This is a genomic window from Mucilaginibacter gossypii (genome assembly GCF_017569325.2).
GTDB classification, from domain to species: domain Bacteria; phylum Bacteroidota; class Bacteroidia; order Sphingobacteriales; family Sphingobacteriaceae; genus Mucilaginibacter; species Mucilaginibacter gossypii.
Window position 1 is genome coordinate 5265390 of sequence record NZ_CP071878.2, and the last position, 18460, is coordinate 5283849.

Annotated in this window: 12 protein-coding genes; 4 read left to right on the forward strand and 8 right to left on the reverse strand. The window is 42.5% G+C overall.

The window, feature by feature from the left end:
* From J3L18_RS22165 to J3L18_RS22175, 3 genes are all read right to left on the reverse strand, one after another.
* A complete protein-coding gene (locus tag J3L18_RS22165; RefSeq protein WP_223266314.1) occupies positions 1–1368 on the reverse strand; it encodes an IS110 family RNA-guided transposase in 1368 nt (455 codons plus the stop codon).
* A 398-nt stretch (positions 1369–1766) separates the two neighbouring features.
* On the reverse strand, positions 1767–2399 hold the full coding sequence (locus J3L18_RS22170; RefSeq protein WP_129567809.1) for a DUF2306 domain-containing protein: 633 nt from the start codon (positions 2397–2399) through the stop codon (positions 1767–1769).
* The gene (locus J3L18_RS22175; RefSeq protein ID WP_189549037.1) at positions 2396–4300 is read right to left on the reverse strand and encodes a YARHG domain-containing protein; all 1905 of its coding nucleotides are present in this window, start codon (positions 4298–4300) and stop codon (positions 2396–2398) included. The genes J3L18_RS22170 and J3L18_RS22175 overlap by 4 nt, the downstream gene beginning before the upstream one ends.
* 186 nt (positions 4301–4486) lie before the next feature.
* Here J3L18_RS22175 and J3L18_RS22180 point away from each other — a divergent pair, with 186 nt between their 5' ends.
* Positions 4487–5032 carry a peroxiredoxin gene (locus J3L18_RS22180; protein ID WP_129567811.1) on the forward strand — a complete coding sequence of 182 codons (546 nt, stop codon included), beginning with the start codon at positions 4487–4489 and terminating at the stop codon, positions 5030–5032.
* 242 nt (positions 5033–5274) lie between these two features.
* Complete coding sequence (locus tag J3L18_RS22185; RefSeq protein ID WP_129567812.1) at positions 5275–5859, forward strand: carboxymuconolactone decarboxylase family protein; 585 nt, start codon at positions 5275–5277, stop codon at positions 5857–5859.
* 255 nt (positions 5860–6114) lie between these two features.
* Here the strand turns inward: J3L18_RS22185 and J3L18_RS22190 are convergent, their stop codons facing one another.
* From J3L18_RS22190 to J3L18_RS22205, 4 genes are read right to left on the reverse strand one after another with little or no spacing between them, the layout of a single operon-like run.
* A complete protein-coding gene (locus J3L18_RS22190) occupies positions 6115–7659 on the reverse strand; it encodes a DHA2 family efflux MFS transporter permease subunit (RefSeq protein WP_090535020.1) in 1545 nt (514 codons plus the stop codon).
* 4 nt (positions 7660–7663) lie between these two features.
* Positions 7664–8719 (reverse strand): HlyD family secretion protein, encoded by a 1056-nt coding sequence (locus J3L18_RS22195; RefSeq protein ID WP_091173137.1) that lies wholly within the window; start codon positions 8717–8719, stop codon positions 7664–7666.
* A gap of 22 nt (positions 8720–8741) precedes the next feature.
* Positions 8742–10106: a TolC family protein gene (locus tag J3L18_RS22200; protein ID WP_129567813.1), complete on the reverse strand. Its 1365-nt coding sequence runs from the start codon at positions 10104–10106 to the stop codon at positions 8742–8744.
* Positions 10090–10737, reverse strand: coding sequence for a TetR/AcrR family transcriptional regulator (locus J3L18_RS22205; protein WP_091172957.1), 648 nt, complete (start codon positions 10735–10737; stop codon positions 10090–10092). Before J3L18_RS22205 ends, J3L18_RS22200 begins: the two co-directional genes overlap by 17 nt.
* Positions 10738–10999: 262 nt before the next feature.
* Here J3L18_RS22205 and J3L18_RS22210 point away from each other — a divergent pair, with 262 nt between their 5' ends.
* Together J3L18_RS22210 and J3L18_RS22215 are read left to right on the forward strand one after the other, a co-directional pair.
* Complete coding sequence (locus J3L18_RS22210) at positions 11000–13453, forward strand: PIG-L family deacetylase (protein ID WP_129567814.1); 2454 nt, start codon at positions 11000–11002, stop codon at positions 13451–13453.
* A 560-nt stretch (positions 13454–14013) separates the two neighbouring features.
* Positions 14014–16908, forward strand: coding sequence for a DEAD/DEAH box helicase (locus tag J3L18_RS22215; protein WP_129567815.1), 2895 nt, complete (start codon positions 14014–14016; stop codon positions 16906–16908).
* A gap of 142 nt (positions 16909–17050) precedes the next feature.
* Here the strand turns inward: J3L18_RS22215 and J3L18_RS22220 are convergent, their stop codons facing one another.
* Positions 17051–18307, reverse strand: coding sequence for a pyridoxal phosphate-dependent aminotransferase (locus J3L18_RS22220; RefSeq protein WP_129567816.1), 1257 nt, complete (start codon positions 18305–18307; stop codon positions 17051–17053).
* Between the last annotated feature and the right edge of the window lie 153 nt (positions 18308–18460).

The following is an 18460-nucleotide window of genomic DNA, read 5'->3' on the forward strand; positions in this document are numbered from 1 at the left end:
TCAAGCTGCTTTTTGGAGTGTAAGACCAAGTTTTTGCGCTTCTTTTTGCAGACGGCTGATCTTTCTTGCCTTTTGAACCTCTACATCTTGCTGGACTTTAGTGACATCGTAGGCTTCCTGTTTAAGTACCATATTATAAAATATCACGGCTATTTTCCTGGCCACTGCTTTAATAGCTTTTGCCTTTCCCTTAGTTGCAGCTAATTTTCGGTATTGCTGCCCTAACGGCCCCTTGCTTTGCCACAGGCAGTTTGCCGCCAACCTGAAAGCCTGCGTAGCCGGGTTGTGGGTGATCCGTTTTTCATAGCCTACGAGCTTGCCTCCTGTTATTTTAGGACGGGGTGACAGGTTTAACCAACTTGTAAAATGGCCTGCGGTAGGCCATTTGCTCATCTCAGGCCCTGTTACTGCCAGTATCGTTAGCAAGCCGATCTCATCCAAGCCTTCCACTGCTGTCAGGTCCACGCCCAAAATTGCTACCAGGTAATCTTTTAAGTTGATATGATATTGATTCTTGCGGACCATGCCTTGTTTCTTTGAGCTTTTTATCTCCGGTGCCAATAGTTTAAGCGTTTGTTCGATGTGCTGTTCGTAATAAAGCATCTGCTCTTTAAAAAAGTCGTATGCCTTTAGGCTGCCCCTAAGTGTATTGATCTGGCTGTCCCGGTAGTCTCCCTCAAGAGAATGGAGCAATTCCTGCTGACTTGCTTTCAGCCGTTTATGATCGATACTACAAAGCAGTTTTTCCGGATCTGAGATCCCTGAGCAGATCATCCGCAAAAGCTTCATGCCGCATACACCTTCAATATCGCTGATCAGGTGCTGGAACTTGATATTCATTTTGGTCAGGGTGTTTTGGATACGGTTGAGTGTATCGCTTTTTTGGTCCTGGCAGATCTGCCTTTCATGGATATATTGCCGCAGGTCCTGGTAACAGGCCGGAGCAATATGTGATTCGCGTAAAAGACCATGGGTAAGCAGCTTATGCAACCACTGTGCATCATTAATATCCGTTTTTCGTGCCGATACATTCCGATAATGGCTTGGGTTGATCATCACCACCTTTATGCCCCGGGACTCAAGGATACTATGCAGGGGCATCCAATAGTTGGCGGTTGATTCCATCGTTACGATCTCCACCTTTTCCCCCTGTAGCAAGTCGGCCAGTTTATTAAGACTGGAGGTAAAACTGTCAAACTGTTTCAGGTGGATCTGATCCCTGGAATCAGTGTAAGATACGACCATGAGCATACTCCCTACATCGATCCCGGCTGATCTGGGGTAAAGAATCCCAAATCGTTCCATCTTTTTTGAACCTGCAGGAGTTCCTGCCCCCTTCTTCTTTTTGTTTTGTTTAGCTTTGCCCATATTTTTAAAAAACAGGGCAAACTCTGCCGCTTTAAAAAGTCTAAGCTTAAAAGCGCGGTAAACCACCAGTTGGTCAGAACTGGTGGTTCCCTATAATGTTTTTTGCAAAAAGCGACAGTCCCAAACTCGCAAGCGGGCTCTTAAAGGCCCCAAGGGTTATACGGGGTGTGTAGTTTGCCCGATGTTCAAGACAAATATCTTACTTCTCATCGCAATGCATGTCATTTCATTTTTTTTCAGGGCTTCCCTGATGGTTACTCGCAATGACGGTTTTTGTTTATATTCATTGTCATGCTGAACGGAGTGAAGCATCTTCTTCACCCTGTATTTTAGCTTTGCATTTCCGTTAAGCACATCGAAGAAGAGCCTTCGCTATCGCTCAGGATAACAAATAAAAATCACCCTGCCTCAACCACGCTTTTCCCATACCTGTTTATAACCTCAGCCAAAATCAAATTAGGCACCCAGCTTAAAAAGGCAATGATGAGGTAGTTATTATGAAAGTTTACGCCGTTACCCAAAACAGTAAACAGCCAGATATAAAACCGCAAAGTAACCGCGCCGAAAGCCAGCGCATAACTCCGGTTCATCATTTTAATATGATCATCAATTCGCCCTTTCTTAACCAATAAAAACGCCGCCAGGGTAAAGGCCACCCACAATGTATTCTGAAGTAAAAAAGATATAAATACGCCTGTACCCCGGTTTATAAAAAGCGTCATGATATAAGCGCCCGGTGCCGCGAAAAACAGCACGCCGAACACATACAGCTTTCCCAATGCCCGGTGTAGGGCTTTGTTATTATATACTTTTTTTGAAAACTGGAAAAAACCGGCTAACAGGATCACACTGCTGCCTATAATATGACAATAAAAAGCAGGCAGGTACCACCCGGTTTCAACCGCCTTTTGTTTGATGTGCAAAAAGTAGGAGTCATGATTAAAATCCCAGTATTGAATAAATGTGCCCGCGCAGAGTATAAATACCCAGAAAAAGGCAAAACATCTTAATATGCGGGCGGTAATGCTCATTTAGCTGCAAGTACATTAGGCTTTATTGCCGGCAATCCTTTAAGCTTCTGGTCTATCCACTGGATGTTATACTTATCAATCTCGGTAAGCGAATCCTGAACGCTGACGTTTTCTGATTTATAATGCCCGTAAAATTGTTGTTCGAACATCTCCGTCCAGCGTTTGTCTTTAAACTTATAATTATAATCGGCATAGATTTCGTTTTTCATGTATCGCAGCACTTCTGGTGAAATTGCCCCATTGCTGGTCATTTCATATCGGCCATCGATCATCTTATAACAAACGTAACAGCCATCAATAAAATGGTTGTCCATTTTACGAAATTTAGTAAATGCAAAAACCCTTTTGGTGTTCCTCGTTTCCTCCACCTTGCCGTTTTGTATCTTTAACAGATGAAATACTGGCAGTTCATTTAGGTATGTGTTGTTATATAATTCAATACTTCCAACAGATGTTACTTTGACCTCCAGTAACGAATCGCTGAGCACATTGATGTTAAACTCATTGCAGCGGCCGCTGAATTCGCCGCCCCCCTCTTCGGTGTTAATATCGGTATCGATCCTGTAACCATACAGTTTATTATTCTTGTTATCAATAAGTACCATGTTATTGCTGTCATAAAATTCAGAACGGCCACCTATAAAATAATCGCGGATTGAGTAATAAGCACTTTGGATCCAATTATCGCTGCTTGTTGCTGAACTGTTTACAGGCAAAGCTTTGGCTTTTACAATGTACTGACTGCTTGACTCTTCAAAATAAACATGGTTTCGCAACGGATTTTTAAACTGCTTAATTCCAGAAATTAAATGCAGATCATCAAGGTATGAAGGAGGGATGTAAATTGCACCATGCTGCTCCCTTGAATTAAACTCGGTAATACCACCTGCCGGGCTTTGATTTAAAGTGAACGAAGCCGGTTGCTTAAGTTTACCGAAAATATCCTTCACGTGAATATCCGCCTTTTCCGAAACCGTATAATCGCTTTTCAGCCAAAAATAATCATCACCCTTCCTGATAGCTGCGACGTTTTCAGCATCGTTCAGAGGGAATATCTGGTCATATTCAACAGGTAATACTACTTTGCCGCTAAGATCATAGAAGCCGCGTTTGTGGTCTTTTTCTACTTCAACAAGGTTAGGGAAAGTGCCGCCTATGGTATAAACAAGATCGTATTCGGCCGGAATTATCTCTTTGTAATCAGGACTTACTAAACCCATTTTATAGGTTTTAGCGGTATCTTTTTCCTGCTGAAATTGTTCTGAAAAATCCCATTTACCTTTTACCACATAAAAATAGGTTTGATCTTTAATGTGGCTAAACCAGATTATGCTATCGTATTTGGTCTTTAGGTTATTAGCATCGGCGAAAGCCTTTAAAGTTACCGGGCTGTAAATCTCTTTATCACTGTAATTTTTTTGCCAGGCACTGCTTTTATAAGCTATATAATCGGTCATGAAGCTGGTGCCATCAACCTGGTAAATTTTGTATTTGTTATTCTCTTCTTTTTCAATAGCGAACGTCAAACTACTTAGTCTGTTGCTGAGGTGGTCACCACTAAACGTTACCGGCACAACTGCAACCGCAAGTTCGGGGTTCGTAAAGCTGATTGTGCTTTGATCAACATTCAATTCAAGCTTAAACGAAGTTTCGGGATCTTCGGTTTTGTTGAGCAAAGCCGTGATTAGCCGGTTGATAGGTTCACTGTTTTGTTTATCCGGGAAATATGAAAGCAGTGAGTCGCGGTTACCTTTAATTAACTGTTGATTGAAGCTTTTTAAGAACTGCGTTATATCTTCTTGTTTTGGAGATAAAGCGCTCTTTCCTTTTAGTAAAAAGTATCCGCCTATAGCTAAAACAACAACCGTTACGGTAATAATGAGGATAGGTTTAGTTTTCATACAACCAAGATAATGCATTTTTTGAAATAGTAGAAACGAGCCAAAATACTTAAAATTAGACCAATAAATATTACTTATATTACATAATAACCATATAGTTAAAATCTATATAGCATCAATTATTAGTATTCGGGAGGCGGTTTAAAATTTTTATATTTGCATAAACATTAAAAGAAATATCAAAATATGTTAACGATAGGACAAAAATTCCCCGAATTTTCTAAAACAGCAGTAGTAAGCCTTGAAAAAGGTAAAGAGTTTGAAACCCTTACTTCTGAGTATTTAACCAACGATGACAACGTTTGGACTGTAATGTTCTGGTGGCCAAAAGACTTTACTTTTGTTTGCCCTACTGAAATTGCTGAATTCAACAAAAACTTTGTCGAATTCCGCGACCGCGAAACCCGTTTGATCGGTGCTTCTACCGACTCTGAATTTGTTCACGCTGCCTGGAGAAGAGATCACGACGATCTGCGCGATTTGAAATTCCCTATGCTTGCTGATACTTCAAAATCATTAGCCGAAGACCTGGGCATTTTAGAGCCAACTGAAAAAATTGCTTACCGTGCTACTTTCATAATCGACCCACAAGGTATCATCCGTTGGGTATCAGTTAACGACTTAAGCGTTGGCCGTAACGTGAAAGAAGTATTACGTGTACTTGACGGTTTACAAACTGACGAACTTTGCCCTTGCAACTGGGAAAAAGGTCAGGAAACTTTAACTGTATAATTATACAACAGATAAACGTCCCCGTACTGTATTTCGGTGCGGGGATTTTTTACACCCTTTTTTAAGCTAAGGAAAAGCCAAAAGCGGAAGGCTAAAAGCCTAATGCTGAAAGTTGTTTTTTATATAAAGACGCATAATTGCGTCTCCGTAGGACAAGCCACATTGCATGGTGTTTAACCTCCTTAATTTGCATACAGGAGACGCAATTATGCGTCTCTACAATAAGAAAATCACCCCAAAAAATGAACGAAAGTACCGAAGTGATCCAGGAGATACTTGAAAGTATCGGATTAGATAAAAATTACCGCACAGCCAGCCTGAGCCTTTTAGAAACAGGTGAATCACGCTATCTGCGCGACCTTAAACTGAACTTTACCAGCACCCTTACTTCTGCACATCTAACTAATAAAGAATGCGCCTTGCTGGGTTTGGCTACTGCTGTAAACAATAACAATGTTCCGCTTACCAACTTCTTTACCAAATACGCTAAAGAAAACGAAGCTACCGATGCCGAAATTGCCGAAGCTGTAGGTTGCGCCTCATTGCTGGCATCAAACAACGTATTTTACCGTTTCAGGCATTTTACCCAAAAGGAAAAGTACACCCAGATCCCGGCACGAATCCGTATGCAACTCATGATGAAACCGGTAACCGGTAAAGAATTTTTTGAACTGGCCAGCTTAGCTGTATCGGCTGTTAACGGTTGCGAAATGTGTGTAAACGCACATGAGGATTCGCTTATAAAATTAGGCACCACCGAGGAGCGTATTTTTGATGCCGTACGTATAGCATCATTAATTACCGCTACAGGTAAAGTTATATTTTAACAAGCTTAACTTATTTTAACAATGAAAAAGGCATGAAATTTTATTATTTCATGCCTTTTTCATAAATAGTATTTTATTGCCCAATAAAATTTGCGTTTATTAATTAAAATCCAGTAAATTTATACCTTAAGATTAAACAAGCCCCGGTCGCAATATTCAAATATGTTGTTTATGCGGGAGGAGTTACTTAAATTTTAATTGTTAATTTTTTTTGGGGAAAGCCGTTCCGGTAATAGTGGAACGGCTTTTATTGTTTTAGTGCGAATCGGCAACAGCTTTCAGCTTTTTGAACGGCTGCAGATAAAGCAACGGTATCGAAAATAACATCACCAATCCCGATATCCAATAAGCATCATCATACGTTAACAACAATGTTTGCCTGGTAACCATACCTTCAATAGCCTGGTATGCCATATGGGTAGCATCAATCATTGATTTGCCTTTGGCCATAAATCCCTGGGTAAGCATGTGCAAACGGTCATTAAACGGATTGTTATACGGATTGATATTTACAAGCAGATTATTGCGGTGCACACCCTGGCGTATATGGATGAGGGTGGTTAATGTAGCTATCCCGAAAGATCCACCCAACTGGCGCATCATATTGTTCAAGCCCGATCCCTGGCCTAACTCAGGGCCCTTCAAATCTGCCATGGCCAACGTAGTAAGCGGCACGAACAATAAAGCCATACCCACACCACGGATTAATAACGGTATTAACACATCCTTTTCGCCGGTAGCCAGTGTCGAATTGCTTAACATATGTGTAAATACATAAAAAAGGAACATGCCCGCAGTAGCCATAAACTGGGCTGGTATGCCCTTATTCAGCATTTTGCCTATAAACGGCATCATTACAATGGTACACAAACCACCGGGGAACAACAGCTCGCCTGTTTGCTGGGCATTAAAACCAAGCAGGTTTTGACAAAACACCGGGAACACGAATACCGATCCATACAAACCAAACCCGAGTATAAAGGATGTGAACATCCCCACGGCAAAACTTCGGTGCCGCAGAATGCTGAAGTTTACAATCGGGTGCTCGGTACTCATTTCGCGCCAGATGAATAATATGGTACCTAATACAGCCGATATAGTTAAAACCAGGATGTATGGCTTAGCAAACCAGTCTTCACTTTCACCTTTTTCAAGTACGGTTTGTAAGCTGCCTACTGCAATAGCCAGCAAGATAATACCCCACCAGTCAACAGGTTTGCCTTTGGCATCCTTGGGTGTTTCCCGCACGAAGGTGTACGTACAAAACGCCGCCAGCGCCCCCACCGGGATATTTACGTAAAAGATCCAGGGCCATGAGTAGTTTTCAACTATCCAGCCGCCAATGGTTGGGCCTACAGTTGGACCTACTACCGCTCCCAAACCAAATAGCGCGGTTGCAGTACCTATCTGCTCACGGGGCCAGGTTTCAAGTAATATGGCCTGGGCTGTCGAAATCAGACCACCGCCGGCTATACCCTGAATAATCCTGAACAATACCAGCTCATCCATGCTGTGCGCGTTACCACATAAAAAGGATACGATGGTAAACACGATGATAGATGCCATGAAATAATTTTTACGCCCAAAACGGCCGCCCAGCCAACCCGACATGGGCAATATGATCACGTTTGCTACCGCATACCCGGTAACTACCCAGGCCACATCCTCAAGGGTTGCGCCAAGGTTACCTTGTATGTGAGGCAACGCTACGTTAACGATAGTGGTATCTATCAGCTCCAGTAATGAGGCTGTGATCACCGTAATGGTGATGATCCACTTTTTAAAGCCAGTTTCAGCCATAATGTTATTCTTTAATTACAGATACGTTTACGCTCATACCAGGGCGTAATTTTGCAAGCTCTTCTTTAGTGCCGTTGATTTTAATTTTTACAGGCACACGCTGTACAACTTTTACGAAGTTACCGGTAGCATTATCCGGAGGCAACAGTGAGAATTTGGCACCTGTAGCAGGCGAAAAATTGTAAACCTGGCCTTCCAGCTTCATGTCTGGATAAGCGTCAACTTCAATTTCAACTTTTAAACCATTTTTGATATTGGTAAGCTGTGTCTCTTTGTAATTAGCGGTAATGTAAAGGCTGTTATCATTCACTATTGAAAACAAAGTTTGACCAGCCTGTACCAGCTGACCTAACTGTACATTCTTTTTAGAGGCTAAGCCGCTTGCCGGAGATTTCACCAGCGTGTAACTCAATTGCAGCTTTGCATAATCAATATCAACCTGCCTTTGTGATACACCCGTGTGGGTAACAGCCAACTGGCTGCGGGTTGTACCAATTTGCTGAACAGCAGCTTTGTACTGATCCTGCGATGCCCTGTAATTAGCTTTTGCAACATCCAAGTCGGCCTTAGCCTGGTCAAATTGCTGCTGGGTTACTGATCCGTCTTTTACCAGGTTGGCGTAACGGTCGTAATCTTTCTGTACTTTTTCTAAATGGGCCAGGTTTGATGAAACCTGGGCTTTTGCACTTGCAGAGTTTGCTTCGTTAGCAAAAATTTGCGATTGATTTACATTAATGCCTGCGCTTGCGCCAACTTGTGCCGCCTGAGCCTGCTCTAATTTTACTTTATAGTCGCGGTCATCAATTTTAACCAGCGGCTGACCAACATTAACATGGGTGTTTTCTTCAAAATAAATTGAATCAACGTAACCGCCAACGCGGGCAACTACAGGGCTGATATCGCCGTCGATCTGGGCATCATCAGTATCAATGTGTTTGCTAAAGTAGATGTATTCTTTTATACCGAAAATTACGCCGCCAATAAGTACAATACCTAATATGATGGGGATAACTTTATTTTTCTTTTTCGGTTGTTCCGGTGTTTCTTGTTCCTTTGCCATTTTATTTAAAGGTTTGGTATTATTATTTGTTGATTTTTCCTGTTGATTTTTGTAGCGTATAGTAAGCAAGACCAGCATCGGCTTTAGCCAATTCTAAGTTGATCTGTGCCTGGTAAAGCAAGGTTTCTGCATCTGCCCTGTCTGTTGCGGATGCTATATTGCTTTTGTATTTCGATTCGAGGATTTTGTTGTTTTCACCAGCCTGATCGATAGCGGTTTGTAAAAGTTTAACCTTTTCAAGCGCCTGGGTGTAGTTCTGGTAGCTTTGGTTAACCTCGTCTTTCACACGATCTGTGGTGATACTTTTATTGATGTCAACCTGCTGGCTCTGGATCTGGGCTTCCTTTACCTTGTTCTTGTTAGTCCACAATGAGCCGAAGTTCCATGACAGCGTTAAGCCGGCCGATAGTGGAGTAATAAAATTGCCGCTTTTAGGTATAGGATTGGAGTTAACATCTACATAGTACCCTGCAACCGAAGCGCCTAAAGTTGGCAGCTCATTAGCTTTAATACTCTTGATATTGGTTTCGGCAACACGACTACGCAACGCGAATTGCTTAAACTCCGGGCGTACAGCCATTGCTGTATCAAGGTAAGCTGTCAACGGAGCTACCTGCCTGTCGGCCTCCTTAATCTGATCTATGTTTAACTGTGTACCTTCAGGTAAACCTAACAACACGTTAAGGTTATAGTTAATGATACGGCGGTTAGTTTCCAGGTCAACGCCATTAACTTCAATGTTTGAGCGTTGCAATTGAAAACGCAGTACATCGTTTTTAGTAACTAAGCCTTGTTCAAAAAAGCGTTGTGCCTGTTTAATCTGGGCATCAACAGTAGTTAAGTTTTGTGTTACTACTTTTTTGCTTTGCAATACTTTGTACAAGTTGTAGTATGAGCTGATTATATCGTAAACAATCTGGTCTTTATCATTCTCTACATCCAAACGGGCAACCTGTGTAAGCAAGTCGGTTGACTGGCGGGCATATTTCAATTTACCACCGGCAAATATGGTTTGGTTTAAAGTTAGAATGCCAAGGTAAGCATCAGCGCGGTTAGGCAAATTAAAGCTTGACTCGCCTAATGCAAGCCTGTTGGCCGGAATTTCAGCATGGTTATAGCCGTAGCTCACTTTACCTGTTGGCAGGGCTTCATCTTTGGCCTGGTTGTATTCAGAAACAGCCTGTTCAACCTTTGAGTTTGATAGCTTTAGTGTTTTACTGTTTTCGAGGCCATGTTTAATAGCCTCATCAAGTGTAATTGTCCTGTCTTGTGCGCTGGCAGCAAAAGGCAGGCTTAAAACTATCAGGGCGATACTGCCGCGTAAAACGGGCCGTAACACCTGCTTTAATAGCTTAAGGTGATTGGTTTTGTTATTTTGAGTTGTCATGTTCTTTTACTAAATAAGCTTTTAAAAGTCTTTTCATGTATGTTTTAACACGTGGTTTCAGTTCATTTTCCATAAACTTTTCATCACGAATATCATGTCCCAATACTAATGATGATATCTGAGGCATGTTAACTATATAATTTTTTGTACCAAAAAGGGTTGCTATTACCAACGGTATATCGGCATCTGCATGAAACAGGCCGTTGTTTACACCTTCTTCCATAATTCTTTTTACCTCATATACATTTACCATCAGTATCTCGATGATCTTATCGGTAAGATCGCCACGTTTGTTCATGGACACTTCCCTGTTAATGAGTTTTTGAAAACAGTTGTTGGCGATGATGCGTTCAACGTAATTGTCAATACATTTATCCAATTTATCCCAGGCGTTCATGCTGCCGTCGCTGCTAATATTTTGCAGCAGCGTACGGAACGAATTGATCTTGCGTTCAAAAACTGCCAGGAAAAGTCCTTCTTTTGATCCAAAATAGTAATTGAGCATAGCCATGTTTACACCGGCTTCGCCCGATATGGTACGGGTGGAGGCTCCGTCATAACCCAGGTCCGCGAACACCTTTTCGGCCACGTCGAGGATATGTTCCTTTTTATCTATTTTATCTTTTTCCATTGTTTTAACGGCACAAAATTAATCAAACGATTGATTAAGCGTATCGGATTGAAGCAGAAAAAGTTAATCGGTTGATTAAGATTACCATCGAATGACAGATTTGTTTGACAACCTTAAGAAAATTGTAAAAAATAAAAGTATTTGTTGAAACATTTAATATGAAACATCAAAAATCTTAACAGATTGACGGCCACAGTAATGGTTTTGTTATATTGTTGATACAGGAAATACAGAATATCTATCTTTCAATATATTTGTTGCTATGAAGCGTATCCACCTCATTGTAGTATTTCTGCTAACAACTGCATTTTCAAAAGCCCAAACCAACCCGCCTACCGATCTCGGCACTATTCAGCAAAACCTTAAAAAACTTGATGTGCTTGGCAGCGTATTATATGTGGCGGCCCATCCCGATGATGAAAATACCCGCCTGCTGGCCTACCTTGCGCAGGAAAAACATTATCGTACCGGTTACCTATCGCTCACCCGCGGCGATGGCGGGCAAAACCTGATAGGTAATGAGCAAAGTGAACTGCTTGGTTTAATCCGTACGCAGGAATTGCTGGCCGCCCGTCGCGTTGATGGAGCCGAACAATTTTTTACCCGTGCTAATGATTTCGGCTTTTCGAAAGGACCGGAAGAAACACTAAAAATCTGGGACAAAGAAAAAGTATTGGGCGATGTAGTGTGGGTGATCCGCAAGTTCAGGCCCGATGTGATCATCTGCCGCTTCCCTACAACCGGCGAAGGTGGTCATGGTCATCATACCTCATCGGCCATATTAGCGCAGGAAGCTTTTACAGCTGCTGCCGATCCGAGCCGTTATCCCGAGCAATTAAAATATGTAAAGCCATGGCAGGCCAAACGCCTTATGTGGAACACCTTCAGCTTTGGCAGTGTTAATACTACCGCTCCCGATCAATTTAAAATTGATGTAGGTGTTTATAACCCAATCTTAGGTAAAAGCTATGGCGAAATAGCTGCCGAAAGTCGCAGTAATCATAAAACCCAGGGCTTTGGCTCGGCCAAGCAACGCGGTGAATCATACGAGTTTTTTAAAACTATTTTAGGCGATGCCCCTCAAAACGATTTGATGGATGGTGTTAATACCACCTGGAAACGAGTTAAAGACGGAGACGCTATTGCAGCCATGATAGGCGTGATCAGCCGGAACTTTATCAGCGAAGCTCCTGAAAAGTCTTTGCCCGCATTGGTGCAATTACTGATGAAAGTTGAGAAAGTACCGGATACCTACTGGCGTGAACAAAAAACTAAAGAGCTAAACAATCTCATAGCGGCATGTGCCGGCCTGTGGTTTGAGGCTTATGCTACTGAGTCAACTTACTCACTCGGCGATAAAATAGGCGTGCGCGCGCAGGTGATCAACCGTTTTAATTATCGTGTTAAAATAAACAGCATTGATGCCAATGATAACTCTTTGGCTTTGCAAAGCAAGGAGATCCCATTTAACCAACTCCAAACTTTTGAAACCACTGCCGCAGCTTCCATGCTAACGCAGCCTTACTGGCTGGCCTTACCGCATCCAATAGGTGTTTACACTTTGCCGGATAACACGCTTGCCGGTAACCCTGAAAATCCTGACCTGCCAAAAGTTACTTTCCAGTTTATTATTGAGGGTAAGCCCATAAATATCGACCGCCGAATTGTATATAAATACGTTGACCCGGTTAGGGGCGAGGTTTATCAGCCTATTGAAATAACGCCGCCGGTAACCGCTAATATTGAAGACAAGGATTATATTTTCAGCACGCAACAAGCACAAACAGTACTGGTAAAGTTGAAAAGTTTTACCAAAGCAAGTGGTACCATCAGCCTGAAACCCGCTGCCGGATGGAAAATAAGTCCCGAAAAAATTGACTTTACCGATAAGGACAAAAACGATGAATGGTCGGTGGCATTTACGGTTAGTCCAACCGATACCAAAACCAACACAACCGATCTGGAAGCAGTTGTTAACGCCAATGGCAAACCGTTTTCACTTAGCCTTCGCCGTATCAGGTATGATCACGTACCAGCTATTACCCTATTTCCGCCGGCACAAACAAAGCTTGTTTACCTCGATCTTAAACATAACGGCAGAAAAATAGGCTACATTGCCGGTGCCGGCGACCAGATGCCTGAAGCCCTGCGCCAGGTAGGTTACGAAGTACATATCCTCACCGAAAATGAAGTAACAAACGGCGATCTTTCGGGCTATGATGCCATCGTTACCGGCGTACGGGCCTACAATGTGAACGAGCGACTTGCTTATCAGCAATCGAAGTTAATGGCATATGTAAAGAACGGCGGCAACCTAGTAGTGCAATACAATAACAACAATGGTATTGTTGTAAAGCAAATAGGCCCATATCCGTTTACCGTAGTGAACCGCAGGGTTACTGACGAAAACGCCGAAGTGACGATTTTAGATCCGCAAAATCCGGTATTAAACTATCCTAATAAAATAACCAATGATGATTTTAATGGTTGGATCCAGGAACGCGGATTGTATTTTGTAAGCAATATCGACCCGCAGTACAAACCCATTTTGCAAATGCATGATAAAGGAGAAGAACCCCTTAACGGATCATTAATTGTTGGTGATTATGGCAAAGGCAGGTTTATATATACTTCACTTGCATTTTTCAGGGAGCTGCCTGCCGGCGTACCGGGAGCTTACAGGTTGTTTATTAATCTATTAAGCAAACCAAAGTAAAAGAATAAATGCGTATTGCCAGGCGAAGACATCAGGGTCCTCTATGAGAGACCCTGATGGAACATTAAAAAATCATGATGACGTATAAAAATATTTTAGCGATAGTGCGTGGGCCGCGTTAGTGATAGTAGCGGATACCGGCCTTGTGGCTAATGCCTGTGCAGTATGAGCGGATAGCGCGGCCGCAGGCAACGCCCATATTTATGATATTGATCAAAAAACACATTTAAAAATCAACAACTTACAATAACGAAGACAAAGCGACCGGAGGGAACTCATTAATACCTATATAATTATTAATAATCCCAAACTGTACAAGCAGCCACACAGAACTGCTCTTCTAAGTGGGGATTGCTTCGTACCTCGCCATTAAGGCTATCTTTATCTTTTCCTTTATTAAACGCGACTATCCGGCAAAAAACACTTTACGTTATCAAAACCGTGTCAATTTCAGCTTATTAACATTTTTTTAATATAAAACTCTTTCAATTACAGTAAATTCTATTTACGTTTGAATTTTTTCTTGATGTAGCTTCAAATAATTTTTTACCCTGAAGCACATGTTACGCGTCGACAGTTCCAAACCATGCCAAATTATTTATGCCATTGCCAAGCATGACTACCTGTCGTATGTTATTGAACCACACATTGTTCAGCTTAATCCGAACGGTGAATTTTCACTAACACACCAGCGTTTATTTTCCAATACCGCCAAAGAATTTTGCGAGTTTCTGGACGATACCGATATCAGGCTGATCAAACTACTGGAAGAGATGGAGCAGGGAAATGTGATCAAAAGGTATTATAAAAAGCCAATCCGTCCGTTCGAGTTTTTCTCCAAGATCTTCAACGAGCAGATGTTTGACATGATCCGCCCAAAACTGGAGAAGCGGATAGCTGAAGCGTTATCGTTACTTTGCGGTAAGCAGGTATACCAGATGAGTAAGGAAGGCTATCCGGGCGAACGCAAACTTCAGCTGGCTACCGAGGCGGCATCGGTGTTATTTCATTTCAGGCGCAGTGAAGAAGAGATCAGGTATTTTCCTACCATCAAATATCAGGGCATGCGCATTGAGTTCATGTTTAAAAATGCCGAGATCATTTGCAATCACCCGGCCTGGATGCTGCTCGACGATACCCTGTATTATTTTGATAAGGAGATTGAAGGTAAAAAACTACAGCCCTTTCTGAACAAACGTTTTATTGCCATCCCAAAATCGTCGGAGCAATCATACTTTGAAAAATTTGTAGCCCCGCTTATCGAAAAGCATAATGTTTACGCCGAAGGGTTTACCATCAATACCGAAAAGTATGATGCCTGCCCTGTGCTTAAACCTATTTATATTGAAGGCGGTACTTCGCAGCTGCAACTTTCTTTTAAGTATGCGGGCTATGTATTTCCTTATGGCGATGGCAGGCACATTTCTGTGCGGATGGAAAAAACCGGCGATGATTACCTGTTTCACCGTATTAAACGTTCAACTACCTGGGAAAAAGGCAAAATGCACCAATTGGAGCAAATGGGGCTTAAAATAGCTTCATCATTGTTCCAAAACCTTGAAGTTGCCGGACACGATGAAGATGACGACCGCTCGTTCTCTGTTTTTGAATGGCTCAATCAGCATCATGATCAGCTTATTGAACAGGGCTTTGAACTGGAACAGCCTGAAGGGCAAAAACGCTACGTATTTGGCAGCAGTAAAATTGAACTGGTAGTAACCGAAAATAACGACTGGTTTGATATCAACGCCATGGTGAGCTTCGGCCCCTACCGTATTCCTTTTATCCAGCTTAAAAATCATATCCTCAATCATAAAAAGGAGTTTACCCTGCCATCGGGCGAAATTGCGGTAATTCCTGAACAATGGTTTTCGCAATATGGCAACCTGCTGCACTTTACCGAAGGCAGCAATGATTTAAAACTACGCCGTCACCATATTGGCCTCGTTACCGATTTAGCCGAAGGCGAAATGGCCAGCGTTACCATGACCCGCAAACTGCAAAAGCTCACCAATTTTGATGAGCTTGAGGACGCGCCGATGCCCGTTAATTTTGAAGGCAATTTACGGCCATATCAAAAAGCCGGTTACAATTGGTTCCATTTTTTAAAGCAGTACCATTTTGGCGGCTGCCTTGCCGATGATATGGGTTTGGGTAAAACCATCCAAACTTTATCGCTGCTGCAAAAGCACAAGGAAGATACGGAAGAAGCCGGAGGCAAAGCCACTTCGCTGGTAATCATGCCAACCTCGCTGATATATAACTGGCTTAATGAAGCCCGCAAATTTGCACCGCAGTTAAAGCTTATGGTACATACGGGCACCATGCGTTACCGAAGTGCCGAAGTTTTTGCCAATTACGATGTGGTGATCACTACCTATGGTATCAGCCGCATTGATATTGAAATGTTTAAAGGCTTCTTTTTTGATTACGTGATCCTGGACGAAAGTCAGAACATCAAAAACCCATCATCAAAATCTTACCAGGCGGTTAAACAGCTCAAGTCGCGCTTTAAATTGATCTTGAGCGGCACCCCGGTCGAAAATTCGGTCAACGATTTGTGGACGCAAATGTCGTTCATTAACCCTGGTTTATTGGGTGCACAGCAGTTTTTCCAAAACGAGTTTGTGGCGCCGATAGAAAAGAAAAAGGATGAAGATAAGGCCCGCAAACTTCAGGCCCTGATCAAGCCTTTTGTGTTACGCCGCACCAAAGAACAGGTAGCAACAGAATTGCCACCCAAAACTGAAAATCTTTTTTACTGCCAGATGACCGAAGAACAATCTTCGGTTTATGAAGAGGTAAAATCCGAATACCGGAATGAGTTGCTGAAAAGCCTGGAGGATGGCACGTTCGCTAAAACACAGATTCAGGTATTGCAGGGCTTGATCAAGTTAAGGCAAATTGCTAACCATCCTATCATGATCGATAAGGATTATGAAGGCGACAGCGGTAAATTTGAAGATGTGGTGCATACCTTAGGCAACGTGCTTGATGGTGGTCACAAGGTGCTCATATTTTCGCAGTTTGTAAAACAGCTTAGCATTTACCGCGAGCATTTTGAGCGCGTTGGTATTCCTTACGTCTATCTGGACGGCGCTACGCAAAACCGCGGCGATGTGGTTAAACAATTCCAGGAGGATGAAAAAACGCGTGTGTTCCTAATCTCGATAAAAGCGGGGGGCGTAGGCCTTAATCTTACCGAAGCCGATTATGTGTTTATTCTCGATCCATGGTGGAACCCGGCTGTTGAGCAGCAGGCCATTGACCGCACACATCGTATCGGGCAAACCAAAAACGTTTTCATTTATAAATTCATCACCAAAGATTCGGTTGAAGAAAAGATCCTGGCCCTGCAGCAGCGCAAACTCAGCCTGTCAAGGGCGTTGATCACTACCGAAGAAAGCTTTATTAAATCACTTACGGCAGAGGATATTAAGGAAATATTGGGGTAAATGCTTTTCCCAAGCCCTCCCCTAAAGGGTGAGGGCTTTAAAAGAAAAAGCGATTAGTAATTAATGCTCATCGCTTTTTCTTTTTTCAACATACTCTTGTGCTCGTTTATAACGAGCGCAAGAAGTAGAAGTAGTACTTGAACTATTTTAACTTGCTCAGCGCCGCTTTCACCCTTGGTATCAAGGCCTCAATTTCATGAAGCGGGGTTGCACCGACCGATGCCCTGAACCAGTTCACTTCATCACCTGTACCAAAGGCGGAGAATGGAACAAATGCTGCTCCTGCTTCTTTAATCAAATAAAAGTTAATATCTGCCGAATCTCTTAGCACTTTGCCATCGGGAGTAGTTTTGCCGCTGTAATCTATTTTAAGTGTAAGATAGATAGCGCCCATAGGTTCAATCGAGTCCACATTTAAGCCGCTGGCTTTCATCTCCTGGAAACCTTCGTGCAGGGCAGTAAGGCTTGCCTGAATCTTTCCCTTTAAATCATCAAGATAACTGTTTACATCAGCCTCATCAGTTAAAAATTTGGCCATAGCCATCTGTTCAGGCTTTGGCGACCAGGCACCCATGTGGCCTACAATGGCTTTCATATTTTCGATAACCAGCTCCGGCCCGAAACCCCAGCCTACACGTACACCAGTTGCTGCAAAACATTTTGAACCGCCATCAACGAAAATGGTATAATCTTTTAATTCAGGACGAAGGGTTACCGGATCGTAATGCTTATGCTCGCCAAAAGTTAACTGCGAGTAGATTTGATCGTATAGTAAATACAGTGGTTTCTCACCCACTGCACGGCTCTTGTTTTCGGCAATTACAAGGTCGCAGATCTCTTCCAGGTCCTTTTTGCTGAACATAGTACCGGTAGGATTTAAAGGCGAACACAACGCCAGCAAAGCCGCTCCTTTTAAATGCGGGCGAATATCATCTGCCGTAGGCATAAAATTATTTTCAGGAGCAGTAGGGATAATCACTGCATCGGCATTCAGCAGATCGCTGTAATGGTTATTGTTCCATGACGGTGCAGGGAAAACCACTTTTTCGCCGGGGTTAACTACCGCCAAAAATATAGAATAGATCAGCGGGCGCGAACCACCCGAAATCAGGATTTGGTTGGGTGCATAGTCAAGACCTAAACTTCTTTTCAAAAAGCCACTTACACTCTGGCGCAGATCAAGCATACCATCAGCAGCCGGGTAGTTGGTTTGATTATGATTATAGGCGTCTATAATCTTTTCCTTTAGAGGAGTTGGAATAGGATAAATATTGGAATCGAAATCGCCAATGGTAAGGTTGGCGATATTCTGGCCTTGTCGTTTTAATTCGTTGATCTCGCCCGCAATCTTAATGATCTCCGAGCCATGCAAATTTTGAGCTAATAAAGAAACACTCATGGATTTATGTATTTATGAGCGGCAAAGATAGCCGATTGAGGTGAAAGGCGAAAGGATAAAGGCGAAAGGTTGGGAAGAGCGCAGAAGCTAAATGGTGAAAGACTATTGAGGTGATTATAAAAGCTGTAGGTTAACAAACCGAAATAAAAACCT